At 67.7% G+C, this 24863-nt stretch carries 19 protein-coding genes; 15 read left to right on the forward strand and 4 right to left on the reverse strand.

The genetic code is table 11. The annotated features are described in order from the left end of the window. The first annotated feature begins 61 nt into the window (after window positions 1-61). The 9 genes from ftsZ (at window position 62) to AC6IY7_RS15135 (ending at window position 10788) form a co-directional block, all read left to right on the forward strand. Window positions 62-1771, forward strand: a complete 1710-nt coding sequence (gene ftsZ / locus AC6IY7_RS15095) for a cell division protein FtsZ (protein WP_497780231.1) — start codon at window positions 62-64, stop codon at window positions 1769-1771. A 200-nt stretch (window positions 1772-1971) separates the two neighbouring features. Next, window positions 1972-2904, forward strand: coding sequence for a UDP-3-O-acyl-N-acetylglucosamine deacetylase (gene lpxC / locus AC6IY7_RS15100; protein ID WP_497780232.1), 933 nt, complete (start codon window positions 1972-1974; stop codon window positions 2902-2904). A 368-nt stretch (window positions 2905-3272) separates the two neighbouring features. Beyond that, the gene (locus AC6IY7_RS15105; protein WP_497780233.1) at window positions 3273-4085 is read left to right on the forward strand and encodes a sterol desaturase family protein; all 813 of its coding nucleotides are present in this window, start codon (window positions 3273-3275) and stop codon (window positions 4083-4085) included. Between the two features lie 156 nt (window positions 4086-4241). After that, entirely contained in the window at window positions 4242-5135 is an 894-nt protein-coding gene (locus AC6IY7_RS15110) for an outer membrane protein assembly factor BamD (RefSeq protein ID WP_497780234.1), read from the forward strand. A 46-nt stretch (window positions 5136-5181) separates the two neighbouring features. Next, window positions 5182-6867 carry a DNA repair protein RecN gene (gene recN / locus AC6IY7_RS15115; RefSeq protein ID WP_497780235.1) on the forward strand — a complete coding sequence of 562 codons (1686 nt, stop codon included), beginning with the start codon at window positions 5182-5184 and terminating at the stop codon, window positions 6865-6867. An 81-nt stretch (window positions 6868-6948) separates the two neighbouring features. Then, window positions 6949-7632 carry a transglycosylase SLT domain-containing protein gene (locus tag AC6IY7_RS15120; protein WP_497780236.1) on the forward strand — a complete coding sequence of 228 codons (684 nt, stop codon included), beginning with the start codon at window positions 6949-6951 and terminating at the stop codon, window positions 7630-7632. A gap of 226 nt (window positions 7633-7858) precedes the next feature. Further along, entirely contained in the window at window positions 7859-8734 is an 876-nt protein-coding gene (locus AC6IY7_RS15125; RefSeq protein ID WP_497780237.1) for a chorismate mutase, read from the forward strand. A 4-nt stretch (window positions 8735-8738) separates the two neighbouring features. Beyond that, window positions 8739-9860: a histidinol-phosphate transaminase gene (hisC, locus tag AC6IY7_RS15130; protein ID WP_497780238.1), complete on the forward strand. Its 1122-nt coding sequence runs from the start codon at window positions 8739-8741 to the stop codon at window positions 9858-9860. Next, complete coding sequence (locus AC6IY7_RS15135) at window positions 9853-10788, forward strand: prephenate/arogenate dehydrogenase family protein (protein ID WP_497780239.1); 936 nt, start codon at window positions 9853-9855, stop codon at window positions 10786-10788. Before hisC ends, AC6IY7_RS15135 begins: the two co-directional genes overlap by 8 nt. Window positions 10789-10853: 65 nt before the next feature. Here AC6IY7_RS15135 and AC6IY7_RS15140 read toward each other — a convergent pair whose 3' ends face one another. Then, the gene (locus tag AC6IY7_RS15140; RefSeq protein WP_497780240.1) at window positions 10854-11846 is read right to left on the reverse strand and encodes a patatin-like phospholipase family protein; all 993 of its coding nucleotides are present in this window, start codon (window positions 11844-11846) and stop codon (window positions 10854-10856) included. Between the two features lie 88 nt (window positions 11847-11934). Here AC6IY7_RS15140 and AC6IY7_RS15145 point away from each other — a divergent pair, with 88 nt between their 5' ends. Next, on the forward strand, window positions 11935-13050 hold the full coding sequence (locus AC6IY7_RS15145; protein WP_497780241.1) for a sensor histidine kinase: 1116 nt from the start codon (window positions 11935-11937) through the stop codon (window positions 13048-13050). Window positions 13051-13349: 299 nt separating this feature from the next. Here AC6IY7_RS15145 and AC6IY7_RS15150 read toward each other — a convergent pair whose 3' ends face one another. Beyond that, entirely contained in the window at window positions 13350-13748 is a 399-nt protein-coding gene (locus AC6IY7_RS15150) for a DUF2147 domain-containing protein (protein WP_497780242.1), read from the reverse strand. Between the two features lie 48 nt (window positions 13749-13796). Between AC6IY7_RS15150 and AC6IY7_RS15155 the strand changes: the two genes are divergently transcribed. The 5 genes from AC6IY7_RS15155 (at window position 13797) to AC6IY7_RS15175 (ending at window position 18258) form a co-directional block, all read left to right on the forward strand. Beyond that, window positions 13797-14600, forward strand: a complete 804-nt coding sequence (locus AC6IY7_RS15155; RefSeq protein ID WP_497780243.1) for a cobalt-precorrin-6A reductase — start codon at window positions 13797-13799, stop codon at window positions 14598-14600. After that, window positions 14601-16061 carry a cobyric acid synthase gene (locus tag AC6IY7_RS15160; protein ID WP_497780244.1) on the forward strand — a complete coding sequence of 487 codons (1461 nt, stop codon included), beginning with the start codon at window positions 14601-14603 and terminating at the stop codon, window positions 16059-16061. Then, on the forward strand, window positions 16058-17086 hold the full coding sequence (cobD, locus tag AC6IY7_RS15165; protein WP_497780245.1) for a threonine-phosphate decarboxylase CobD: 1029 nt from the start codon (window positions 16058-16060) through the stop codon (window positions 17084-17086). Before AC6IY7_RS15160 ends, cobD begins: the two co-directional genes overlap by 4 nt. Then, a complete protein-coding gene (bluB, locus tag AC6IY7_RS15170) occupies window positions 17064-17777 on the forward strand; it encodes a 5,6-dimethylbenzimidazole synthase (protein ID WP_497780246.1) in 714 nt (237 codons plus the stop codon). The genes cobD and bluB overlap by 23 nt, the downstream gene beginning before the upstream one ends. Before the next feature lie 193 nt (window positions 17778-17970). Further along, window positions 17971-18258: a hypothetical protein gene (locus AC6IY7_RS15175; RefSeq protein WP_497780247.1), complete on the forward strand. Its 288-nt coding sequence runs from the start codon at window positions 17971-17973 to the stop codon at window positions 18256-18258. Window positions 18259-18367: 109 nt separating this feature from the next. Here the strand turns inward: AC6IY7_RS15175 and AC6IY7_RS15180 are convergent, their stop codons facing one another. Beyond that, window positions 18368-21496, reverse strand: coding sequence for an efflux RND transporter permease subunit (locus AC6IY7_RS15180; RefSeq protein ID WP_497780248.1), 3129 nt, complete (start codon window positions 21494-21496; stop codon window positions 18368-18370). 186 nt (window positions 21497-21682) lie between these two features. After that, window positions 21683-24859, reverse strand: coding sequence for an efflux RND transporter permease subunit (locus AC6IY7_RS15185; RefSeq protein ID WP_497780249.1), 3177 nt, complete (start codon window positions 24857-24859; stop codon window positions 21683-21685). Between the last annotated feature and the right edge of the window lie 4 nt (window positions 24860-24863).

Raw genomic sequence — 24863 nt, forward strand, 5'->3', positions numbered from 1 at the left:
AAGCGCTCCGGGGACGACAGCCGACGCCCAGTCGCATGAAAATCAGTCGAAAGGTCTGACGATGACGATCAATCTCAAAGCGCCCGAACTTCGGGAATTGAAGCCCCGCATTTTGGTGTGCGGCATCGGCGGCGGCGGGGGCAACGCCGTCAACAACATGATCATGTCGGGCCTTTCGGGCGTGGACTTTCTGATCGCCAACACCGACGCGCAGGCGCTCGCCTCCTCGCGCGCCGAGCGCATCATCCAGATGGGCCTGCAAGTGACCGAAGGCCTCGGCGCCGGCGCCCAGCCGGAAGTCGGCCGCGCCGCCGCGGAAGAGGCCAAGGACGAGATTCGCGACCATCTCTCCGGCGCGCATATGGTCTTCGTCACCGCCGGAATGGGCGGCGGCACGGGCACGGGCGCGGCGCCGGTCATCGCGGCGATAGCGCGCGAGATGGGCATTCTGACCGTCGGCGTCGTCACCAAGCCCTTCCATTTCGAGGGCCAGCGCCGCCTGCGCATCGCCGAGGGCGGCATCGCCGAATTGCAGAAGTCGGTCGACACTCTGATCATCATCCCGAATCAGAATCTCTTCCGCATCGCCACGGAGAAGACGACCTTCGCCGACGCTTTCGCCATGGCCGATCAGGTGCTCTATTCGGGCGTCGCCTCGGTCACCGACCTCATGGTCAAGGAAGGCCTCATCAATCTCGACTTCGCCGACGTGCGCTCGATCATGCGCGGCATGGGCAAGGCGATGATGGGCACGGGCGAGGCCACCGGCGAGCGCCGCGCCAGCCTCGCGGCGGAAGCGGCCATCGCCAATCCGCTGCTCGACGAAGTGTCGATGAAGGGCGCCCGCGGCCTCTTGATCTCGATCACCGGCGGCAATGACCTCACCCTCTATGAGGTGGACGAGGCGGCGAGCCGCATCCGCCAGGAGGTGGACGAGGACGCCAACATCATCCTCGGCGCGACCTTCGACTCCTCGCTCGAGGGCGTGGTGCGCGTGTCGGTGGTGGCGACCGGCATCGATCTGCCCAGCACCGCCGCCGAGGACGCCGCCGCGGCCGAAGCCCGCGTGCTGGAGGCCGCCGAGCGTCTGCGCGCCCAGGTGGCGGCGCAGAGCCGCCCCTCGATCATCCACACGATCGCCGAGCCGGCTCCGCAGCCCCAGACCTATACGCCTCAGGCCTATGCGCCGGAGCCGCAGCCGGCCCCGATCGAGCGTCCGGTCCAGTCCTATTACGCCGAGCAGCCGGCCCCGGCGTCTCAGCACGGCGTCTATCTCGAGCAGGTCGCCGCGACGCGTCCGACTTATGCGCCGGAGCTCGCTCCCACGCCGGCCCCGACGATGGAGGCGCACGAGCCCTATATCCCGCCGGCCGCCGAGCTGCCGCGCATGCGCATGCCGCAGATCGAGGACTTCCCGCGGCCCGTGCAGGATCAGTATCGCCAGGCGCGCGGCGAGCCCGCCAGCCAGGCGCCGGAAGCCGCCCGCCGCCGGACGCTGCTGGAGCGCCTCGCCTCCTTCGGCGCGAGCCGTCAGGAAGACGCGCTGCAGGGCCCGGCTCCGGCCGCGCCGCGTCCGCCGCAGCGCCCGCAGGCTCCGCCGCCGTCGCAGAGCCATGCGGAATACGCCAAGCGTCCGGTGGCGCCCGCGCCGCAGCAGGCGCCGGGCCACGCCGGGCTCGATCCGCACGGCCGCCGCGTCGCGCCGGCCCGCTCGATCGAGGACGAGCAGCTCGAGATCCCGGCCTTCCTGCGCCGTCAGATCAACAGCTGACGCGCCGCCGCCCGGCCGCGAAATTCTCGAAAAGGCCCGCTTCGGCGGGCCTTTTTTCGTCCGGGGCGGCTGTAACATTCTGTAAAAAACCGTGACTGGAGCCCCGCCGCGCCACGGACTATCCTGCGCCGGCGCCGATCGGCCACAATTTCGCGCGCCGCGGCGCGCCGCCCGTCTTCCCCGGGAGTGAAACGGACTTCATGACATCGCGTCGACCGACGAGCATGCAGACCACGCTCGGCGCCGCAGCGGCGCTCACCGGCGTCGGCGCGCATAGCGGCCTCGCGTCGCGGCTCGTGCTATCGCCCGCCGAGGCGGGGTCGGGAATCGTCTTCACGCGGCTCGGGCGCGCCAATGGCGAGGAGGCGCCGCTGCGCGCCGTGGCGGGCAATGTCACATCCACCGATCTCTGCATGCGCCTCGGCTCCGGCGAGGCCTCGATCTCGACGATCGAGCATTTGATGGCGGCGCTGCGCGGCCTCGGCGTCGACAATGTCGCGATCGATGTCGACGGGCCCGAGATTCCGGCCATGGACGGCTCGGCGGCGGGTTTCGTCGAGGCGATCGACGAGGCGGGAATCGTCGCGCTGCGCGCGCCGCGCCGCTCGATCGAGATTCGCGCGCCCGTTCGCGTCGCCGACGGCGCCGCCTGGGCGGAGCTTTCGCCCGCGGCGACGGGCGGCTTTTCCATGGATGTCGAGATTTCCTACGCCGCGGCGCCCATCGGTCGTCAGCGCCGGCGGATGCGGCTGACCAGAGCGAGCTTTCGCGCCGAGATCGCGCGCGCCCGCACCTTCGGCTTTCTCTCCGACGCCGAGCGTTTGTGGCGCGAGGGCAGGGCGCTCGGCGCCTCGCTGGACAATACGATCGTGATCGCGGACGGGCGCGCGCTCAATCCGCAGGGGCTTCGCTTTTCCGACGAATTCGTCCGCCACAAAATGCTCGACGTGCTCGGCGATCTCGCGCTCGCCGGCGCGCCGATCATCGGCGCCTTCCGCTCCTATCGCGGCGGCCACGGGCTCAATCACGCTCTGGTTGAAACATTGCTCGCGACGCCCTTCGCTTTCGCCATCGTCGGCGGCGAGGGACGGCAGGCGGCGCGTCGTCCCGCGCGCACGGGCGCGGCTCGCTGAGGCCGCTTCGCCGGGGCCGGAATTCGCGCCGATGTGCGAACTCTCCCGACATGAAGGAGATGCGGCGCCCAGGGCGATCGGGTGAAGGCCAACAATCCTCCCCCTCATGCTGAGGAGGCTCCGCAGGAGCCGTCTCGAAGCACGAGGGGGAGTTCCAGATGGCCGCGCATGAAGGTTTCCTCGTCCTTCGAGACGCCGCTTCGCGGCTCCTCAGGATGAGGAAACCTTCACCCGATCGCCCTGATGCGGCGCCCCGTCTCACTGGAAATCAGCCATGAACTCGGCTATATGATGAAAAAACTCCTCCGTTCGACCTGCAGAAAGCGGCCCGCTTGGCGAACGGATCTTCCGCCGGAGCCCGCCTTTCTATGTCTTTCGACCCGTTCAGCCATATTCCTTTGTCGTTTCTCGCCTGGGCCGCGCAAATGGTCGCGTTTCACGGGGTCGGATATGCATTCGAATGGTGCGATTCGACCGGCCGGCTGAAGCGCTTCAAGGTGCGCTCGCTCGATCGCATGAGCTATCGCGAGCTGCTGCCGCGCGTGCTGTTCAATCAGACGGTTATCTTCCTGCCCTGCATGTTGGCGACGGAATATTTCGGCCTCGCCTTCGTCGGCGCGCCGCAGATCTCCTGGACCGCGGCGATCCTATCGCTGGCGGCCATGACCGTCGGCCACGACGTCGTGCAATATGTCGCGCATCGCCATCTTCTGCATCATCCCAAGCTGATGAGCCCGCTCGGCCATGCGCTGCATCACACGACGGGCGCCAGCAAGGCGATCAGCGCCTGCTATCAGTCGGGCGCGGATTTCTTCTTCGAGATCGTGCTGCCCTATCTGCTGCCGCTGGCGCTCGTCGGCGGCGGCGGGGCGGATGTCGCCTTCCACACGGTGATTCCGGCGCTCGGCGCGCTCGGCGGGCTCTATGAGCATTCGGGCTATGATTTCGGCCTCGCCTTCCGCAATCGCCGAGCGACAGGCTGGCGCGGACGGCTCGACGCCGTGCTCGACCATATGACCACGAGCATCGCGCACGGCTATCACCATACGCGCGGCAATGTGAGCTTTTCCGACGGATTCGGCAGCCCGGGCATTTGCGACACGATCTACAGGACGCGCTGGGATCTCGTGCCCGAGCGCGTGCGGCGTAGGGAGCGGGTGGAGGCGGCCTCGGCGGGCTGACAGTCTCGGCGGCCGCCTCGACGCCATAATCTCGCCCGATCCGGAACGTCTCTTTCGGAAGTGGGGGACGGCGCGCGCGTCGCATGTTCCCGAGTAGCGCCCTTGGGCGAATTGGTCTAGAGAACGCGAATGCGAACGTCCCGCGAGGCCGAATCCATGTCGATTGCCAGATCGTTCCGACTTTCCGCCGCGCGCGCGGCCCTGGCGGCGGCTTTTGTCGCGGCGCTGCCCGCGGCGCCGGGACGCGCCGATATTCTGGACAGCATCACCAGCGGCTTCGGACTTTTCTCCGGCGAGAAATACAAGACCGAGATTCTGCCCGATATTCCGGCCGAGGATATCTATAATCAGGGCCTCGCCCGCATGGAGGCGCATGATTACGAGAACGCCGCCAAGAAGTTCGGCGAGCTCGAGAAGCAATATCCCTTCTCGCAATGGGCCCGCAAAGGCCTGCTGATGCAGACCTTCGCGCAATATCAAAAGCCCGCCTATGACGACGCCGTCGCCTCGGCGCAGCGCTATATCGGCCTCTATCCGACCTCGCCGGATACGCCCTACATGTATTATCTCGCGGGAATGTCTTACTATAATCAGGTGCCTGCGGTGATGCAGGACCAGGAGAGCGCGGAGAAGGCGCTGGCCATCTTCACCCAGCTCGTCGAGAAATTCCCGAAATCGGAATATGTGACCGACGTCAAATACAAGATCCAGGTGGCGCGCGACCAGCTCGCCGCCAAGGACATGACGGTCGGCCGCTTCTATCTGACGCGCAAGAATTACGCGGCCGCGGTCAATCGCTTCCACGACGTGCTCGCCAAATATCAGACGACCCGCCACGCCGAGGAGGCGCTGTATCGGTTGACGGAGGCCTATTTCGCCATGGGCGTCGTCAATGAGGCGCAGACGGCGGCGGCCATTCTGGGGCATAATTTCCCCGATTCGTCCTGGTACAAGGACGCGCATTCGCTGCTCGCGACGGGCGGCGTCGCGCCCGAGGAGCATCAGGGCTCCTGGCTTTCCAAGATCGGCAAGACGCTCGGCGCCAGCTGAGCGTCCGCAGGGGCGAGCCGAGGGGCCGGAAGAGTAGAGCGCGCGCATGCTCGTCCGTTTGTCTATTCGCGACATCGTCCTCATCGACAGGCTCGATCTCGAATTCTCGTCCGGCCTGACGACGCTCACCGGCGAGACCGGCGCGGGCAAATCCATCCTTCTCGACGCTTTCCTGCTGGCGCTGGGCGCGCGCGGCGACGCCTCGCTGGTGCGCGCCGGCGAGGAGCAGGGGCAGGTGACGGCGGCCTTCGATCTGCCGCGCGGGCATCCGGCGCTCGTCACGGCGCGCGAGTTCGGCCTCGACGCCGAGGACGAGCTGGTCTTGCGCCGCGTGCAGACGAGCGACGGCCGCACGCGCGCCTTCGTGAATGACCAGCCGGCGAGCGCCCAGGCGCTGCGCGTGATCGGCGCTTCGCTGGTCGAGATTCATTGCCAGCACGATGATCGCGCATTGGTGGACCCGAGCGCCCATCGCGCCCTCGTCGACGCCCATGGCGGGCTCGGCGAGACGGCGGCGCAGGTGCGTGAGCTGCATGGCGCCCTGCAGCGCGCCCGCCGCGAGCTCGTGGAGGAGGAGGCCCGCGTCGCCAAGGCGCGCGCCGAGGCCGATTATCTGCGCCACGCCAATGAGGAGCTGGAGGCGCTGGCGCCGCAGCCGGGCGAGGAGGCCGCGCTCGCCGAGCGGCGCCAGACCATGCAGCGCTCCGAGAAGGTCGCCGGCGATCTGCGCGACGCGCTCGAGGCTTTTTCCGGCGATCATTCGCCGGCCGGCGAGATCGCCTCCGCGGCCCGTCGTCTGGAGCGGCGCGCGACCCAGGCGCCGCAGCTGATCGAGCCGCCAGCCAAGGCGCTCGCCCAGGCGCTGGACGCGCTCTCCCTCGCCGAGCAGGCGCTGGAGCAGGCGCTCCGCGACGCCGATTTCGACCCGCGCGAATTGGAGCGCGTAGAGGAACGGCTGTTCGCTCTGCGCGGCGCCGCGCGCAAGCATCAGACCAGCGTCGACGCGCTGCCCGCGCTGGCCGAGCGTTTCGCCGCCGATCTCGCCGCGCTGGACGCCGGCGAGGCGCGCATCGTCGCGCTGAGCGAGGCGGTCGCCAAAGCGCAGGCCGCCTATGCGAAGGCCGCCGCGAGCCTTTCCGCGGCGCGCCGCGCAGCCGCCAAGAAGCTGGACGCGCTGGTCGAGGGCGAGTTGAAGCCCTTGAAGCTGGAAGGCGCGCGCTTTCGCACCGAGATCGTCAGCGATCCCGAGGCCGGCGGGCCGGAGGGCTATGACCGCGTCGAATTCTGGGTGCAGACCAATCCGGGCTCGCGGCCGGGGCCTCTGGTGAAGGTCGCCTCCGGCGGTGAGCTCGCGCGCTTCATGCTGGCGCTGAAAGTCGTGCTCGCCGATCGCGGCTCGGCGCCGACGCTCGTTTTCGACGAGATCGACACCGGCGTCGGCGGCGCGGTGGCCGACGCCATCGGGCAACGTCTGGCGCGGCTCGCCGAGCGGGCGCAAGTGCTCACCGTCACCCATGCGCCGCAAGTGGCGGCGCGCGCGAGCCGGCATTTGCGCATCGCCAAGAGCGCCGTGAAGGGCGCCGTCGGCAAGGCGAAGGACAGGGTGGCGACGCGCGTCGCCCAGCTCGAAGAGGGGGAGCGGCGCGAGGAGATCGCCCGCATGCTCTCGGGCGCCGCCATCACCGACGAGGCCCGCGCCGCCGCTCGTCGGCTGCTCGAGGGGGCGGGATGACGCCCGTACGGATTCGCGCCGATTTGGCGAAAGCTCGATCTCGGGTTAAGAAGCGCTAACCAAACGGGCTCGGGAGGACGAATGAGACTGGCGATTTGCGCGGCGGCCGCCGCCTTGGGCTTTGCGCTCTCGGGCTGCAATTCTCCTTCCCCCGAGCGCCAATTCGTCGCCAAAGCGGTGGACGAGCCGCCGCCGCCGAAGGCGAAGCTCTCGCAACGCGAGAAGCTGGAAGAGAGCATTTCCCGCTACGCGCTCGCCTATGACATTCCCGAATCGCTGATCCACGCCGCCGTCCGCCGCGAGAGCAACTATAATCCCGGCGCCAAGCATGGGCCTTATTGGGGCCTGATGCAGATTCGCTACGACACGGCGCGCAGCGTCGGCTACAACGGCCCCGCCAAGGGCCTGCTCGACGCCGAAACCAATCTCGCCTACGCCGGCGCCTATCTCGCCAATGCTTTTCGCGTCGCTGGCGGCGATGCGCAGCGGGCGATCCAGCTCTATGCCAAGGGCTTTTATTACGAGGCCAAGCGCAAGGGGTTGCTCGGCCAGATGGCCAGCGGGCGCTCCGCCACGGAGGAGAAGAGCGAGCCGACGCTGGCTGTGGCCGAGGCGGAGCCGCCGGTCACCGTGCTGGCCGCGATCGACATTCCCGCCGGCAAGCATCTCAGAACGGCGGAGCCGGAAGCCCCGCCGGCGCCGATCATGACCTCGGCGGAAGCGCAGGTCCCGATCGCGCCGGAGGAGCAGACGGCGCAGCAGTAGAGCCGCGAAGCCGCTGGCTCTCATTCGTCCGATGGGAGGGATTTCGTTCGGTCCATCCGGGCGCAGACGTGCTTCCGGCGTCATTGCCGCGACAAGCGCGGGCGTGACGCGGCTGTATAAGGAATTGACCTCGATCCGGAGCCCTCGAGCCCGCCCCCTCGCATTGCCTCCCGCGCCGCGCTGGCCTAAGACAGCCCTCCGCCCTTTTCGCCACCAGCACGCGCCGATGCGAGACGATTCTTTGCCCAAGATCGAGACCGAAACGCTCGCGGATCTGCGCGACGAGATCGACCGCATCGATCGCGAGATGCATGGCCTGCTCATGCAGCGCGGCGAGATCATCGATCGGCTGATCGCCGTAAAGGGCCAGAACGGCGCCTCCGCCTTTCGGCCCGATCGCGAGGCGCGGATGATGCGCGCGCTGGTCTCGCGGCATACGGGCCTGCTGCCGGTCGATACGGTCGAGGGCATTTGGCGCATCATCGTCTCCACCTTCACCTATATGCAGGCGGAATATTCTCTCCACGCCGATGATTCCGGCGGCGACGCCGCCATGCGCGACAGCGCGCGCTTTCACTTCGGCTTCACCGTGCCTTATGTCACCCATCATGGCGCGGGCGCCGTGGTCGCGGCGGTGGCGGGCTCCAAGGGCGATCTCGGCATGCTGCGCTCCGCCGGCGCGCAGGAGGAGGGCGCCTGGTGGGCGCGGCTCATCGGCGCAAACGCGCCCAAGATCATCGCGCGCCTGCCCTTCGTCGAGCGGCCCAATCATCCGGCAGGCCTGCCGGTGCTGATCGTCGCCAAGCCGCTGGCCGAGGCGGCCTCGCAGGATATCGCCCTCTACGCGCTGTCGCTGCCGAAATGGAGCCATGCCGCGCCGGCGGCCATAGACGCGCTCGCCGGCGAGATTCTCGCCACCGCGCCGCATGGCGGGGAGCTGTCGCTGCTCGTCGCCGCGCCCGGCCATGTGAAAGCCGCGCAATTTACGGAAGAGCTGGCGCGCGCCGGCGTCGGCCGCGCCAGCGTGGAGCCCGTCGGCAGCCATGCGGCGCGTTTCGAATTGGACACGGCCCGCAGCGGCGTTTTTGCTCCGAGGAGTTGACGAGATGACGAAACCTGTCGTGCGTCGGAACGTGCTGGCGATCGACGCTTATGTGCCCGGCAAGAGCGCCGCCCCCGGCGCCGCGCGCGTCTTCAAGCTGTCGGCCAATGAGACGCCGCTCGGGCCCTCTCCGAAGGCCGTGGAAGCGCTGCGCGCGCTGGCGCCCAAGATCGCCGCCTATCCCGATGGCTCGGCGACGCGGCTGCGGCAGGCGATCGGCGCCGCCCACGGGCTCGATCCCGAGCGCATCGTCTGCGGCGCAGGCTCGGACGATATTCTCGCTCTGCTCGCCCACGCCTTCGTCGGCGAAGGCGACGAGGGAATCTACACGCAATATGGATTCTTGGAGTATCGCATCGTCATTCTGGCGGCCGGCGGCGTTCCGGTCATCGCGCCGGAGACGGATTACCAAGCCAGCGTCGACGCGATTTTGGAGCGAGTGACGGAGCGCACGAAAATCGTCTTCGTCGCCAATCCCAATAATCCGACCGGAACCTATCTGCAAAAATCCGAGATTCTGCGGCTCGCCGACGCGCTGCCGCCGCATGTCGTGCTCGTCATCGACGCCGCCTATGCGGAATATGTGCGCGCCGAAGATTATTCGACGGCGCTGGAGCTCGCTTCGACGCGCGACAATGTGGTGACGACGCGCACCTTCTCGAAAATCTACGGCCTCGCCGGGCTGCGGCTCGGCTGGGGCTATGGCGCGGCGCCGATCATGGATGCGCTGAACCGGCTGCGCGGCCCTTTCAATGTCAGCGCCGCGGCGATCGAGGCGGGCATAGAGGCCGTGCAGGACAGAGCGCATCTCGAGGCGGCGATCGCCCATAATGCGCGCTGGCTGCCGTTTCTGACGCGCGAGATCGAGGCGCTGGGGCTCGAGGTTCTGCCGAGCGTCGCCAATTTTATCGCCATTCGCTTTCCCGATGAGGCGGGACGCACCTCGGCGGACGCCGATCGTTTCCTCACTTCGCGCGGGCTGGTGCTGCGCGCGATCGGCGCTTATGGAATGCCGCAATTTCTGCGGCTGACCATCGGCTCGGAGGAGGCCAATCGCCTCGTCGTCGCGGCGCTCGGCGAATTCTCCGCGTCATGGCGCGCGGCGCCGCGGGCCGCGCATGGCTGACGCACGCGCGCCGATCTTCGACAAGGTCGCGCTGATCGGCCTCGGCCTCATCGGCTCGTCGATCGCGCGCGGCGCTCGCGCCTATGGCGCGGCGAAACGCATCGTCGCGAGCGACGCCTCGGAACAAGTGCGCGCGCGCGTGAGCGAGCTCGGCATAGCCGATGAAACGACCGCCGATCTGGCGCAGGCGGTGACGGGCGCCGATCTCGTCATTCTCTGCGTGCCGGTGGGGGTTTGCGGCGAGGTCGCGCGCGCGATCGCGCCGCATCTCGCGCCGGGCGCCATTCTGTCCGACGTCGGCTCGGTGAAGGGCGCCATTGTCGCGCAGGTCGCGCCGCATGTTCCCGCGAGCGCGCATTTCATTCCCGCGCATCCGATCGCCGGCACGGAATATTCCGGGCCGGACGCCGGCTTTGCGACGCTGTTTCAGAATCGCTGGTGCATTCTGACGCCGCAGGAAGGTTTCGACGGCGAGGCGGTCGGAAAGCTCTCGGCTTTTTGGACGCGGCTCGGCGCCAATGTCGAGACGATGAGCGCGACGCATCACGATCTCGTGCTCGCCGTGACGAGCCATCTGCCGCATCTCATCGCTTACAATATCGTCGGCACGGCCGCCGATCTCGAGGAGGTCACGCAGTCGGAGGTGATCAAATTCTCGGCGTCGGGCTTTCGCGATTTCACGCGCATCGCCGCCTCCGATCCGACCATGTGGCGCGACATTTTCCTCAACAATAAAGACGCCGTGCTGGAGATGCTCGGCCGTTTCGACGAGGATTTGACGGCGCTGCGCCGCCTGATCCGCACGGGCGACGGCGACGGGCTGTTCGCTCTGTTCACGCGCACGCGCGCCATCCGCCGCAGCATCATCGAGCAGGGCCAGGATACGGCGGCGCCGGATTTCGGACGCTCGGCGCCGCGCGAGGATTGACGCGGCGGCCCCCTCCCGCACCCTCCCCCGCTCTGCGGGAAAGGGCCGGGGAGGGGGTTTCTCTGTCAGATCAGCCCCATCACCTGCAACGCGTCCGCTATCTCCTCGCGCCGCCTCTCGACCGCCGCCTCGCCTTCGCGCACGGCTTCTTCGGTGCGGTCGAACTCCAAGAGTCCGATATGGCCGACGCGCGGCGTGATGTGAACGTCCGGCGGATCGCCGGCGAGGCGCGAGCGCGTCAGGCGATCCTGCATGATGCTGAGCGAGGTCGTCATCACGCCGAAAATGCTCGGCCGATCCGGATCGCGGCGGAAGACGCCGCGCGTCAGGCTCTCGGTGAGCGAGAAGGCGAAGGGCTTCTGCCGCTCCTGCAGCAGAGTGACCGGATCGAAGCCCATGGTCGAAGGAATGCGCGCGGCGTCGCGCGATTTGCCGATGATGTCGGTGTTGAGATTGATGGCGATGACCAGCTCGGCGCCCAGCGCGCGGCAGGCGGCGACAGGAAGCGGATCGACGAGCGCGCCGTCCGCGAGCCAGCGTCCTTCGACCTCCATCGGCGGGAACAGGCCCGGCAGAGAGAATGAGGCGCGCAGCGCTTCGGCGAGATCGCCCTTCTGCAGCCAAATCTCATGGCCGGTGACGAGATCGGTGGCGACCGCCACGAAAGGCTTCGGCAGCGTCTCGACGCGCAGCGGCCCGAGCGCGTTGCGCAGCTCCATCAGCAGGCGGTCGCCCTTGATGAGCCCGCCATAGCCGATCTGCAGATCGAGATAGGAGACGATCTTGCGCTTGTTGAGCGAATTCGCCCAGATTTCCAGCTCGTCGAGCTTGCCGGCGAGGAAGCAGCCGCCGACGAGCGCGCCGGCCGAGGTTCCGGCGACGACGTCGAATGTGACGCCCATGCGCGCGAGCGCGCGCAATGCGCCGATATGCGCCCAGCCGCGCGCCATGCCGGAGCTGAGCGCCAATCCGATCTTGCGTCTGCCGAGCGGATGCTCGTCCGTCTTCGGCTTGTCTGTCTTCTCTGTCTTCGGCTTGTCCGTCGCTTCGCCCACCATCGCCGCTCCGGCTCTTTTCATCGGCCCCCGCAGCTCACATATCATCAATCGCCGTCTTCGGCAGGCGCGACGGCGAGAGGGGAGGGCGATGAGCTCCGAGACGATCGGATATGATCGCTATCGCGTGATGGTCGAAGCTTCTCCGGCGGCGATCCTCATCGTGGGCGCCGACGGGCTCGTGCTCTACGCCAATCGTGAGACGGAGCTTCTGTTCGGTTATGCGCGCGAGGAATTGGTCGGCCGCTCGGTCGATCTGCTCACGCCGGCGGTGATCCGGCGCCGCCACGCCGCCTTCCGCAGGATGTATTCCGCCGAGCCGTGCCGTCGCATGATGGGCGTCGGCCAGGAGATTCGGGCGCGACGCCGCGACGGCGGCGAGTTTCCGGTCGAGATCGGGCTCGCGCCGGTCGAGACGGAGCGCGGCCTGCTCGTCACCGCGACCGTGCTCGACATGAGCGAGCGGCGCCGGGCGGAGCGCGCCTTCGCCGCGAGCGTCGCCGAATTGGAGCGCGCCAATGAGCGGCTCGTGCAATTCGCCTATGTGGCCTCGCTCGATCTGCAGCAGCCGCTGGCCGAGATCGCCGAGCAATCGGCGCGGCTCGAGGCGGCGATGGCCGCAGGCGCCTGCGCGGAGATCATGCAGGCGAGCGCGCAAATGCGCGGCGCCGCGGTGCGCGGGCGCAAGCTCGTCGAGGATCTGCTCATTTATGCGCGAACCATCTATGGCGATCAGCAATTGGAGGTGCTGGAGCTGCGCGAGGAGGTGCAGTTCTCGCTCGCCGAGCTCGCGCAATCGATCGCCGCCGGCCAGACGCGGCTCGAGGTCGATATTCCCGCCGCGGCCTTCGTCGGCGATCGCGCGCAATTCGCCTGCCTGATGCAGAACATCGTCGCCAATGCGATCAAATATCGCAAGCCCGGCCGGCCGGCGGAGGTGACGATCGCCGCGACGCTGGAGGAGGGCGCGATTCATCTGTCGATCGTCGACAAGGGCGTCGGCTTCGCGCAGGAGTTCGCGCAGCGGATATTCGAGCCCTTCAGCCGGCCGGAGAGCGATGTGGAATATGCCGGCACGGGCATAGAGCTGGCGATCTGCAAATCGATCGCGGATCGCCACGGCTGGGAGATTTCGGTGGAGTCGCGGCCGGGCGACGGCGCGGCGTTTCGCTTTGTGATCCCCACCTTGTTCGCGGCGTCTTTGTGAGTCCTTCTTCCACTTGTGGGAGAAGGAGACGCGCGTCGAGGTCGGCGGCTATTGGGCGTCGCCGGACTGCCGGCGGATTTCGCGCTTCGGCGGAAATTCCGCTGGGGATGAACCGGCAAAGATCGTGTCGCTTCGCGAATTGCTCGTTCGCAATCTGCGAAGGGATTACGGTGACATGATACGAATTCCCAAATTCTTGCCCCTCGCTCCCTTCGGCTTCCGGCCGCGTTTGCCCGGAGTGACGGCGCGCAGTCTTGAGTAGAAACTATTCGCTACTCGCTATTTCGCTATTCGCTCACTCACCGCACCCGCGTCCAATCCTCGCCGCCGCAGATATTCGTGCCATTCACGCAGCCTTCCAGGCGCATCACCTTCTCGCTGCGCATGGCGAGGCTCGCGGCGTAATTCTGGCCGTCTCGCGCATTGTAGATCGTGCCGGCCCAGCTATTGGCCCCATTGGGCTTCACGGTGAGGATGGGCAGGCCGAGCAGCTTGCGGCCGCGTTGGCGCGGATCGGGATTGTTCTCGTCCACGCCGGGGTCGGAGGTCCAGGCGATCTTGCCGCAGATCGCGGGGCCGCAGCGGGTGATCTGAATATGCGCGGTGCCGTCGGCGACCCGCCACTCGCCGATCGGATCGGCGAGCGCCGCGGTGGCGGCGACGGTAAAAATCGACGCGCAAATCCAGGACCGCTTCATTTCGAGCCTCCGTTTGAATAATCACGGGCGGGAGTATAGGGCTAAGCCATGCCTCAGACCAAGACGCCGGCCACGGGGCCCCTCGCTGCGCCGCGGCGAAAGGCCGAGCCGATCCGGGCGCTCATACTGGGCGGGACGAGCGAGGCGCGCGCGCTCGCGGCCCGCGTCGCCGGCGATGCGCGTCTTCGGGCCGTGGTCTCGCTGGCGGGCCGCACCAGCGCGCCGCTCGCCTCGCCGCTGCCGACGCGGATCGGCGGCTTCGGCGGCGTCGAGGGGCTGAAGCGCTATCTCACGGAGGAGCGCATCAACCGCGTGATCGACGCCACCCATCCTTTCGCGGCGCGAATTTCCGCCAATGCGCGGGCGGCCTGCGCCGCGCTCGGCGCGCCGCTGCTCGTCTACACGCGCGCGCCCTGGAGCCCGGTGGATGGCGATCGCTGGATAAAGGTCGCGGACAACGCCGGCGCGGTCGCCGCGCTGGGCGACGCGCCGCGGCGGGTGTTTCTCACCATCGGCCGCCTGGGGCTCGCGGATTTTCTTGGTGCGCCGCAGCATTATTATCTGATCCGAACGATCGATCAGCCGTCCGAGAACGATCTACCGCCACGCTACGATTTGATCCTGGAGCGGGGTCCTTTCACAGTCGAGAGCGAATTGTCCCTGATGCGCGCGGCGAAGATCGATATCATCGTCTCGAAGAACAGCGGCGGCCGCGAGACCTACGCCAAGATCGAGGCGGCGCGCGCGCTCGGTCTCGAGGTGGCGATGGTCACGCCGCCCGGCGGCGGCGATGCGCGCGTGGTCCATGACGTCGAGGCGGCCGCGGCCTTTCTCTTTAGCGAGGCGCCATAGATGAGCGTCACATTGATGTTCCAGGGCACGGGCTCGGATGTCGGCAAATCGCTCGTCGTCGCCGGTCTCGCGCGCGCGTTGGTGCGGCGCGGCTATCGCGTCGCACCCTTCAAGCCGCAGAATATGTCCAACAACGCCGCGGTGACGGCCGACGGCGCCGAGATCGGCCGCGCCCAGGCGCTTCAGGCGCGCGCCGCGCGTCTCCTGCCGACCGCCGATATGAATCCCGTGCTGCTGAAGCCGCAGGGCGCCGCCGGCGCGCAAGTGGTGGTGCGCGGAAAAATCGTCGGCTCGGCGCGCGCGCGCGAATATCAGCAATGGAAGGCGGGGCTGATGTCCGCCGTGCTGGAGAGCTATGAGCGGCTGCGCGCGGGCGTCGATATCGTGCTCGTCGAAGGCGCGGGCAGCGCGGCCGAGATCAATCTGCGCGCCAATGACATCGCCAATATGGGCTTTGCGCGCCTTGTCGACGCGCCGGTCGTCATCGTCGGCGACATAGATCGCGGCGGCGTCATCGCCCAGCTCGTCGGCTGCAAGGTCGTGCTCGATCCGCAAGACGCGGCGTTGATCCGCGGCTTCATCGTGAACAAATTCCGCGGCGATCCTTCTCTCTTCGACGAAGGGATGCGTTTCATCGCGGAGCGCACCGGCTGGCGCCCGCTCGGCCTCGCGCCCTTTTTTCCCGATGCGGCGCGCCTTCCCGCGGAGGACGCCTTCGGCCTGCGCGCCGGCGCATCGACGAGCGGCGACGGAGAATTGACGATCGCCGCGCCGCTGCTGCCCAATATCGCCAATTTCGACGATCTCGATCCTTTGCGCGCCGAGCCCGGCGTGCGCTTCGCGCTGGTTCGTCCGGGCGAGCCGCTGCCGGCCGAGGCGCGGCTCGTCATTCTGCCCGGCTCCAAGGCGACGATCGCCGATCTTTCCGCTTTCCGCGAAGCCGGCTGGCATATCGACCTCGCCGCCCATATCCGCCGCGGCGGGCGCGTCTTCGGCATATGCGGCGGCTATCAGATGATGGGCCGGCGCATCGCCGATCCGCAGGGGCTCGAGGGTCCGCCCGGCGCCGTCGAGGGGCTCGGCCTCCTGGACATGGAGACCGTCTTCGAGACCGAGAAAGTGCTGAAGCAGGTGAGTGGCGCGACCGTCGCCGACGACATTCCCTTCTACGGCTATGAGATGCACGCCGGCCGCACCGAAGGGCGAGATTGCGCGCGGCCGCTGCTGCGTTTCGAGGATGGGCGTTTCGACGGCGCCGTCTCCGCGGACGGGCGCTGCGCCGGCGTCTATGTGCACGGGTTTTTCGCCGATGATCGCCTGCGCGCCGCCTTTCTGCGCGACCATGGCGCCGGCGCCTCGGACCTCGCCTATGAGCAGTCGATCGAGGCGACGCTGGACGGCCTCGCCGAACATTTCGAGCGCCATTTGGACGTGGATGCGCTTTTGGAGCTGGCGCGATGAGTGGGTCGCCGCCGATCCTCCATGGCGGACGGCTCGATCTCGCGCGGGCGCGCTTTCCGCAAGCGCCGGAGCCTTGGGTCGATCTCTCGACCGGCGTCAGCCCCTATCCCTATCCTTTTCCGCCGCTCGCGCCGGAGGTCTTCACCCGCCTGCCGGATGTCGCTGCGCTCGCCGCGCTGGAGCGGATCGCCGCCGCCGCCTATCGCGCTGGGCCGAAAGCGCAAATCGTCGCGGGGGCGGGGACGCAGGCCTTCATCCAATGGCTGCCGCGCATCCGGCCGGCGGCCCGGGTCGCCGTGCTCGGCCTCACTTATGAGGAGCACGCCGCCGCCTGGCGCGCCGCCGGCGCGAGCGTCGTGCGCGCGCAGAGCCTCGACGACATCGTCGCCGCGGAGATCGGCGTCGTCGTCAATCCCAATAATCCGGATGGCCGCCTCGCGCCGGCCGAGCGCCTCGCCGAGACTGCGCAGAGCATGGCGGCGAAGGGCGGCTTGCTCATCGTCGACGAGGCCTTCGCCGATTTTCTTCCCCCCGAGGCGAGCCTCGCGCCGCTCGCGGGCGAGCCGGGCCTCATTGTGTTGCGCTCCTTCGGCAAGGCCTATGGGCTGCCGGGCGTCAGGCTCGGCTTCGCTCTTTGCGGAGCGGAGCCGGCGGAGCGGCTGCGGGCGACGCTCGGTCCCTGGGGCGTCGCCGGTCCGGCGTTGGCGATCGGCGCCGCCGCGCTCGCCGATCCGGCCTGGCTCGCGGCCCGCGGCGCCGAGCTCGCGGCGGATGCGGCTCGGCTCGACGGGCTCCTGACGGCGGCGGGTTTCGAGATCGTCGGCGGCGTCACGCTGTTTCGCCTCGCGCGGCATACGGCGGCGGATCGATGGTTTGCGCATCTCGCTCGGCGCGGCATATTGACGCGAATGTTCGGCGAGCGGCCGGATTGGCTTCGTTTCGGCCTGCCGGCGACGCGAGCGGCCTGGGAGCGGCTCGAGCGAGCCTTGGAGAGCGGACGAGATGGCCTCACAGCCGGCGAATGATCCCGAGGCGGCGCTCGTCGCCAGCGCGCCCTTCTCCGCGGAGGAGCGCGCCGCGGTCTATCGCGCCATCCATACCCGCCGCGACGTTCGCGACGAATTCCTGCCCGACGAATTGTCGGAGGAGGCGGTGATGCGGCTGCTCGACGCGGCGCATCATGCGCCCTCGGTCGGCTTCATGCAGCCCTGGAATTTCCTTCTCATCCGCGACGCCGCGCTGCGCGGGGCGGTGCACGCCGCCTTCGAGCGCGCCGCCGCGGCCGAGGAAGCGCTGCTGCCGCCGGAGCGGCGCTCGCAATATCGAAGCCTGAAGCTGCAAGGAATTCTGAAGGCGCCGCTGAATGTCTGCATCACCTGCGACCGCTCGCGGCAGGGACCGACCGGCCTCGGCCGCACCCAGCAGCCGGAGGCCGATCTCCTGTCCACCGCCTGCGCGGTGCAGAATTTCTGGCTGGCGGCGCGGGCGGAAGGGATCGGCGTCGGCTGGGTCAGCATATTGCGTGAGCAGGATTTGCGCGAGATTTTCGGCATTCCGCCCGAAATCGCCATCGTCGCCTATCTTTGCGTCGGCCGCGTCGCCCAGGCCTATGCGCGTCCCGAGCTCGAAGTCCGACATTGGGCGAAACGTCTGCCGCTCGAGGAATTGATCTTCTCCGATCAATGGGGAAAACGCGCAAATAATTCCACGGGTTGAGTCAGTTACAAAAACGACACGCTTTTGTGATTTTTTCTACCTTCAGCGGGACGCTTGTCTTTTGACCTTCATCTGAAGGGCTCTATAGTGGGCGTGAGGCGCAGTGGGCGGACGCGCCGCACGGGAGGGCCATTGTTCCGCTCGCGGTATGCGTCTTGCTTGCCTTTTGGTCGGCAATGGTGGGGTCGGATTTATGAAACCAGCGGATTACGAGCTCGTTTGCGACAAGACCCTCCCGCTCTCGAACACGACGACGCTCACCGTCGCGGAAGTCCCGGATCGGCTCGAAGATCTTCTTCATTTGCTCGGCGAGGCGATGATCGGCGGTTTCGGCAATCATGCGCGGTTGACCGAGATCCATCTGCCTATGGCGCGTTTCCCGCAAATGGACTCGAAATTCTGGCATATTCCGGTCGAGGATTGCGGCGCGCATCCGGTGCTGCGGCTGTTCTTCGAGACGCAGAGCGATTTCACGCATTGAGGCCGGTTTTCGTCCGGCGGACGGGAGCGAGCCCGAAGGCTCGCGGTCCGACGCCGATTCTGGACCGCGAGCCATCAGGCTCGTGATCGCAAGCGACCGCCGGGAAATCCTATAACCCCTCCGCCGTCCGCGGCTCCGTTACTGGTGGCTCCGTGATCGGCGAGTCCGGGGCCTGCCGCTGGCGGCGGCTCTCCAGCTTGCTCATCAGTAGATAGATGACCGGCGTCGTATAGAGCGTCAGCAGCTGGCTGAGCAGCAGCCCGCCGACAATGGTGACGCCGAGCGGGCGCCGCATTTCCGCGCCGATCCCGCTGGCGAAGGCGAGCGGCAGAGCGCCGAGCATGGCGGCGAGCGTCGTCATCAAAATCGGCCGGAAACGCTCCACGGCCGCCTCCAGCGCCGCGTCGCGGACCGAAAAGCCCTTGTCGCGCTCGGCGTGCAGGGCGAAGTCGACGAGCATGATGCCGTTCTTCTTGACGATGCCGATGAGCAGCAGAATGCCGATGAAGGCGATCAGCGTGAATTCCGTGCCGAAGGCCTCGAGCGCCAGCAGCGCGCCGAGTCCGGCCGAGGGCAGGGTGGAGATGATCGTCACCGGATGGGCGAGGCTTTCATAGAGCACGCCGAGGATGATGTAGACGGCAAGCAGCGCCGCCAGGATCAGCCAGGCCATGCCCGAGGAGAGCTTGCGGAAATCCTTGGCGTCGCCCGCGAACTCCGCCTGCACGCCATTGGGGAGCTGCATTTCGTCGGTCGCCGCGAGAACGGCCTTGGCTGCGGCGTCCAGCGTATGGCCGGGCGCGATGTTGAATGTGATCGTCGCCGCCGGCAGCACGCCCTGATGATTGACGACGAGCGGCATGGTTCCGCGCTCTATGCGGGCGACGGCGGTGAGCGGAACCTGGGTTCCGTCGCTCGCCGAGACATAGAGGCCGGAAAGATCGCGCGGATCGCGCTGGCGCGACAGCGGCGCCTCGACGACGACGCGATATTGGTTGCGTTGCGTATAGATGATGGAGTCCTGGCGCTGGCCGAAGGAGCTGTTGAGCGCCGTGTCGATCGCCTGAATCGGCACGCCCATGCGTGAGGCGGCGGTGCGGTCGATGACGACATCGGCCTTCAGCGCGCCCTGTTGCCGATCGGTGGTGACGTCGGCGAGCTCCGGCAGCCGCTGCAGCCTTGCGAGCAGTTTGGGCGTCCATTCCTCGAGGTCGTCGACCGAGCCGGCCGTGATGGTAAATTGAAATTGCGCCTTGCTCTGACGTCCGCCGGAGCGCAGATCCTGAGACGGCGTCATATAGACGGCGAGACCGGCGATGTTGCCGAACTCCTTGCGCAGGCGCGCCAGCACATCGAAGCTCGACGCCTTGCGCTCGGTCGCGGGCTTGAGCGCCAGAAACAGCCGGCCCTGATTGCCCGCCATGCTCTGATTGGAGGCGCCGATGAAGGAGCCGACATTGACGACGTCCGGATCGGCGGCGGCGATTGCGGCGGCCTTCTTCTGCAGCGCGACCATGTCGGTGAAGGAAATATCCGCCGACGCTTCCGTCGTGCCGTTGAGCAGGCCGATGTCGTCCTGAGGCAGATTGCCCTTGGGGACCGAGGCGTAGAGGTGGACAGTCCAGGCGATCGTCAGCACGATGACGGCGAGCATCGCCCAGGGATGGTCGACGACGGGCCTGAGGCTACGCGCATAGAGCCCGACGAGCCGCGACAGCGCGCCCTCCACCAGAGTGTCGAAACGCGAAGGCGTCTCGCGCTTGGGAGACGGCAGATGCGCGCAGATCATCGGCGTCACCGTCAGCGAGACGATTGTCGAGATGACGATGGCGAAGGTGAGGGTGAAGGCGAATTCGCGCAGCAGCCGCCCGAAGACGCCTTCCATCAGCAGCAGCGGAATGAACACGGCGATCAGCGACAGGCTGATCGACACCACGGTGAAGCCGATCTGCTTCGCGCCGACGAGGGACGCCTCCATCCGCCCCATGCCGCGTTCGACATTGGTCTCTATGTTCTCGATCATGACGATGGCGTCGTCGATGACGAAGCCGACGGCGATGGTGAGCGCCATCAGCGACAGATTGTCGATCGAGAAGCCCGCGACCCACATGGCGGCGCAGGAGCCGACGAGCGACAGCGGCACGGTCACCGCCGCGGCGAAGACAGGCGTGGCGCGGCGCAGGAAGACGAACACCACCGCCATGACCAGAGCGATGGAGACGAACATCGTGTTCTGAATCTCCGAGACGCTCGCGCGGATCGTCTGGGTTCGGTCGGAGAGGATCGAGACGTCGACGCCGCTCGGAATCCATTTCCGCAGCTCGGGCAGCAGCGCCTTCACCTGATCGACCATGACGATCACATTGGCGTTGGGCTGCCGGGTCACGATGATGAGGACCGCCGGCTTGCCGTTGAACCATCCAGCCGCCAGCCGATTGCGCACGCCGCGTTCCACGGTGGCGATGTCGCCGAGCCTGACCACGGCGCCATTGGCCGCCGCGACGACGACGTCGCGAAAGTCGCGCGGGGTCGACAGTTGGTCGCTGGCTCCGAGCGTCCGGCCGAGCTGGTCGCCGTTCAGCGCGCCGAGCGGGGAGAGCACATTGGCGGTGGTGATGGCGTTCGCCACGGCGTCGACGCCGATGCCCATGGCGGCGAGGCGCGCCGTATCGACCTGCACGCGGATCGCCGGCTGCTCGGCGCCGGCGATGCGCACCTCGGCGACGCCGGGCACTTGCGAGATGCGCTGGGCGATGACCGTATCCGCGGCGTCGAATATGGCGCTGGTCGGCAGCGTCGCCGACGTCAGCGCGAGAACGATGGAGGGCACCGTCGCCTGGCTCGCCTTGCGGAATGTGGGCAGGATCGGCAGATCGGAGGGCAGATCGGTGGCCGCGGCGTTGATCGCCGCCTGCACGTCGCGCGCGGCGGAGTCGATGTTTCGGTTGATGTCGAATTGCGCGACGATCTGCGTCTGGCCGAGCGAGCTCACCGAGGTCAGCTCGGTGACGCCGGATATTCCGGAGAGGCGGCGCTCCAGCGGCGCGGCGACGGAGGCGGCCATCGTCGCCGGATCGGCGCCCGGCCGCGCCGCCACGACGCCGATCGCCGGAAAGTCGATCGCCGGCAGGCTCGCGACCGGCAGGAAGAAATAGGCGACGGCCCCCACCAGAAACAGCGCGACGGCGAGCAGGCTCGTGCCGATCGGCCGGCGGATGAAGGGCTCGGAGATGTTCATGGCGCTGGAGCCGTCTGCCGGCGAGATCGTTGCGCGCGGCCTTGGCCGCCTTCCTTCTCCCCGCGCGCGGGGAGAAGGTGCGGATGAGGGGCTCGGGGCGTTTTCCGTTGCTGGCTCATGCGCCGAGCCCCTCACCCCGACCCTCTCCCCGCAGGCGGGGAGAGGGAGAAATGGTGCGGCAGCCGATCACTCCGCCGCCTCCTTGCGCTCGGAGGGCGGCGCGGCGGGCGAGGCCGGCCGCTGCTGCGGCGCCTGGGCGCCGTGCAGCAATTCGCGCAGACGCGCGCGCAGCCGGTCGACGGCGAGATAGATGACCGGCGTCGTATAGAGCGTCAGCAGCTGCGACAGAACGAGGCCGCCGATGATCGACACGCCGAGCGGAATGCGCAGTTCGCTGCCGGGGCCGCTCGCCAGCGCCAGCGGCAGCGCGCCGAGCAGCGCCGCGAGAGTCGTCATCATGATCGGCCGGAAGCGCAGCCGGCAGGCGCGCACGATCGACTCGAAAGGCGCGAGCCCGTCGTTCTTCTCCGCCTCCAGCGCGAAGTCGATCATCATGATCGCGTTCTTCTTGACGATGCCCATCAGCAGCACGACGCCGATCAGCGCGACCAGCGACATGTCGAGCCCGGTCGCCATCAGAGCGAGCAGCGCGCCGACGCCGGCCGAGGGCAGCGTCGTCAGCACGGTGAAGGGATGCGCATAGCTCTCATAGAGCACGCCCAGCACGACATAGATGGCGATCGCCGCGGCGAGAATGAGCCAGGGCTCGCTGGCGAGCGATTTGCGAAACTCCGCCGCATCGGCGCTGAACAGGCCGATGATGGAGGAGGGCAGGCCGATCTCGCGCTCGGCGCGCGCGATCGCCTCCACGGCGTCGCCGAGCGCGGCCGTGGGCGCGAGGTCGAAGCTGATCGTCGCCGCCGGAAACTGCTCCTGATGCGCGACGGCGAGCGGCGCGGTCGTCTGCTCCACCGAGACGAAGGTCGAGATCGGCGTCTGCGCGCCGCCGCCGATCTGCGCGACGGCGCTCGTCGGCGCGACATAGAGCTTGTCGAGCGCGGTCGGGTCGCGCTGATATTGCGGCGCCGCCTCCAATATCACGCGATATTGGTTGGACTGGGCGTAGATGGTGGAGATCTGCCGCTGGCCGAACGCGTCATTCAGCGTGTCGTCGACATTCTGCGCGGTGATGCCGAGCCGCCCCATCAGCTCGCGGTCGATGCGCAGAAAGGTGCGCAGCCCGCCGTTCTGCGTCTCGGCGGCGACATTGCGGAACACGCCGTCGCGGCGAATCTCGTCGATGAGCTTCTGCGACCACTCCTGCAGCTCGTTCTGATCCGGCGCCGTCAGCGTATATTGATATTGCGAGCGGCTGGCGCGCGTCGTGATCTGTATGTCCTGCACCGGCTCGATATAGACGGCGGCGCCGGGAATGCGCTCGGCCGCCTGTTTCAGCCGCTCGGCGATCGCGTCGGCGCCGATGCTGCGCACATCGCGGCCGCGCAGCGTGACCGACATATGGCCGACATTGGTGGTGGCGTTGAGCGGGCCGACGCCGAGCACAGAGACCGTCCCGGTCGCCTCCGGCTCCGCCTCGAAGATTTTCGAGACCTCGGCCTGCAGCCGGGTCATCGTCTCGAAGGAGGCGTCGGGCGAGGCTTCCAGCACGACATTGAGCAGGCTGGTGTCCTGGCGCGGCAGGAAGCCCTTGGGAATGAGCGCATAGAGCGCGATGGTGAGCGCCAGCGTGCCGAAGGTCAGAATTAGCATCAGCTTCTGCCGGCCGAGCGCCATGGCGAGCGTCTTGGCGTAGAATTCGTCGAGCCAGGCGGAAAAGCCGCCCGCCGCCGGCTCGTGAGCGCCGGCTCCGGCGCCATGCCCGGCGCCTGGCTTCAGCAGCTTGGCGCAGAGCATCGGCGTCAGCGTCAGCGAGATGATCGCCGAGACGACGACTTGCGCGGTGAGCGTCAGCGCGAATTCGCGGAACATGCGGCCGACGAGGCCGGTCATGAACAGAAGCGGGATGAACACCGCGACGAGCGAGACGGTGAGCGAGATCACCGTGAAGGCGATCTCCCGCGCGCCGTCCAGCGCGGCGCGATGCGGCGTCTTGCCGAGCTCTATGTTGCGGACGATGTTCTCGATCATCACAATGGCGTCGTCGACGACGAAGCCGGCGCCGATGGTCAGCGCCATCAGCGACAGATTGTCGAGCGAGAAGCCGGCGAGGGACATCAGCGCGAAAGTGGCGATGATCGACAGCGGCAGGCTGACGCCGGCGATGACCGTCGCCCGCCAGCTGCGCAGGAACAGCAGCACGACCAAAATCACCAGCCCCGTGGCCAGCGCCAGAGTGAGCTCCACATCCTCGATCGAGGCGCGGATCGTCTGGGTGCGGTCGTTGACGACGTCGAGCGTCATGCCCTTGGGGAGCGCGCGCTTGATGTTGGGCAGCTCCTTGTGGAGCTGATCCACTGTGCTGATGATATTGGCGCCGGGCTGGCGCTGCACGTCGAGAATGATCGCCGGCTCGCCGCGATACCAGCCGCCGACCCTCGAGTTCTCCAGCCCGTCGAGCACGGTCGCGACGTCGCGCAGCATGATCGGCGCGCCATTGCGATAGGCGACGACGACGGTCTCGAACTGCCGCGCCGCCTGCAATTGGTCATTGGCGTCGAGCGTATAGGATTGGTGGAGGCCGTCGAGCGAGCCCTTGGCGCCGGCGACATTGGCGGCGGAAATGGCGCCGCGCAAATCCTCCATGCTCATGCGATTGGCGGCGAGCCGGGCGAGATCGGCCTGAATGCGCACCGCCGGGCGCACGCCGCCCTCCACCGCCACATGGCCGACGCCCGAAACTTCCGAGAGGCGCGGCGCGATCAGCGTGTCGGCGACGTCGCTCAATTGCCGCATGGTCGCGGTCTTGGAGCGCAGAGTCAGCGTGACGACGGGCGTGTCGGCCGGATTGACCTTCGAATAGACGGGCGGATAGGGCAGGCTGCGCGGCAGCGTCGAGGCGGCGGCGTTGATCGCCGATTGCACGTCCTGCGCGGCGGCGTCTATGTCGCGGTCGAGCTCGAATTGCAGCGTGATCTGCGACAGGCCGAAGGCGCTCTGCGACGACATCGTCTGCAGCGAGGGGATCTGCCCGAACTGGCGCTCGAGCGAGGCCGTCACCAGCGCCGCCATCGTGTCGGGATTGGCGCCCGGCAATTGCGTCGTGACCTGAATGGTCGGGAAATCGACCTGCGGCAGCGGCGAGACCGACAGGCGGACATAGCCCAATATGCCGAACAAAAGCACGGCGAAGCTCAGCAGCGACGTCGCCACCGGCCGTTCGATGAAGGGCGTCGACACGCTCATCTGC

The organism is Methylosinus sp. is20ea (assembly GCF_059718135.1).

Coding starts and splice junctions, on each gene's coding strand:
- AC6IY7_RS15150 (WP_497780242.1), bottom strand. CDS start 13,748: ATGAAGCGGTCCTGGATTTGCGCGTCGATTTTTACCGTCGCCGCCACC.
- AC6IY7_RS15140 (WP_497780240.1), bottom strand. CDS start 11,846: ATGGTGGGCGAAGCGACGGACAAGCCGAAGACAGAGAAGACAGACAAG.
- lpxC (WP_497780232.1), top strand. CDS start 1,972: ATGACATCGCGTCGACCGACGAGCATGCAGACCACGCTCGGCGCCGCA.
- AC6IY7_RS15135 (WP_497780239.1), top strand. CDS start 9,853: ATGGCTGACGCACGCGCGCCGATCTTCGACAAGGTCGCGCTGATCGGC.
- AC6IY7_RS15160 (WP_497780244.1), top strand. CDS start 14,601: ATGAGCGTCACATTGATGTTCCAGGGCACGGGCTCGGATGTCGGCAAA.
- AC6IY7_RS15185 (WP_497780249.1), bottom strand. CDS start 24,859: ATGAGCGTGTCGACGCCCTTCATCGAACGGCCGGTGGCGACGTCGCTG.
- AC6IY7_RS15145 (WP_497780241.1), top strand. CDS start 11,935: ATGAGCTCCGAGACGATCGGATATGATCGCTATCGCGTGATGGTCGAA.
- ftsZ (WP_497780231.1), top strand. CDS start 62: ATGACGATCAATCTCAAAGCGCCCGAACTTCGGGAATTGAAGCCCCGC.
- AC6IY7_RS15175 (WP_497780247.1), top strand. CDS start 17,971: ATGAAACCAGCGGATTACGAGCTCGTTTGCGACAAGACCCTCCCGCTC.
- cobD (WP_497780245.1), top strand. CDS start 16,058: ATGAGTGGGTCGCCGCCGATCCTCCATGGCGGACGGCTCGATCTCGCG.
- bluB (WP_497780246.1), top strand. CDS start 17,064: ATGGCCTCACAGCCGGCGAATGATCCCGAGGCGGCGCTCGTCGCCAGC.
- hisC (WP_497780238.1), top strand. CDS start 8,739: ATGACGAAACCTGTCGTGCGTCGGAACGTGCTGGCGATCGACGCTTAT.
- AC6IY7_RS15155 (WP_497780243.1), top strand. CDS start 13,797: ATGCCTCAGACCAAGACGCCGGCCACGGGGCCCCTCGCTGCGCCGCGG.
- AC6IY7_RS15120 (WP_497780236.1), top strand. CDS start 6,949: ATGAGACTGGCGATTTGCGCGGCGGCCGCCGCCTTGGGCTTTGCGCTC.
- AC6IY7_RS15110 (WP_497780234.1), top strand. CDS start 4,242: ATGTCGATTGCCAGATCGTTCCGACTTTCCGCCGCGCGCGCGGCCCTG.
- AC6IY7_RS15125 (WP_497780237.1), top strand. CDS start 7,859: ATGCGAGACGATTCTTTGCCCAAGATCGAGACCGAAACGCTCGCGGAT.
- recN (WP_497780235.1), top strand. CDS start 5,182: ATGCTCGTCCGTTTGTCTATTCGCGACATCGTCCTCATCGACAGGCTC.
- AC6IY7_RS15180 (WP_497780248.1), bottom strand. CDS start 21,496: ATGAACATCTCCGAGCCCTTCATCCGCCGGCCGATCGGCACGAGCCTG.
- AC6IY7_RS15105 (WP_497780233.1), top strand. CDS start 3,273: ATGTCTTTCGACCCGTTCAGCCATATTCCTTTGTCGTTTCTCGCCTGG.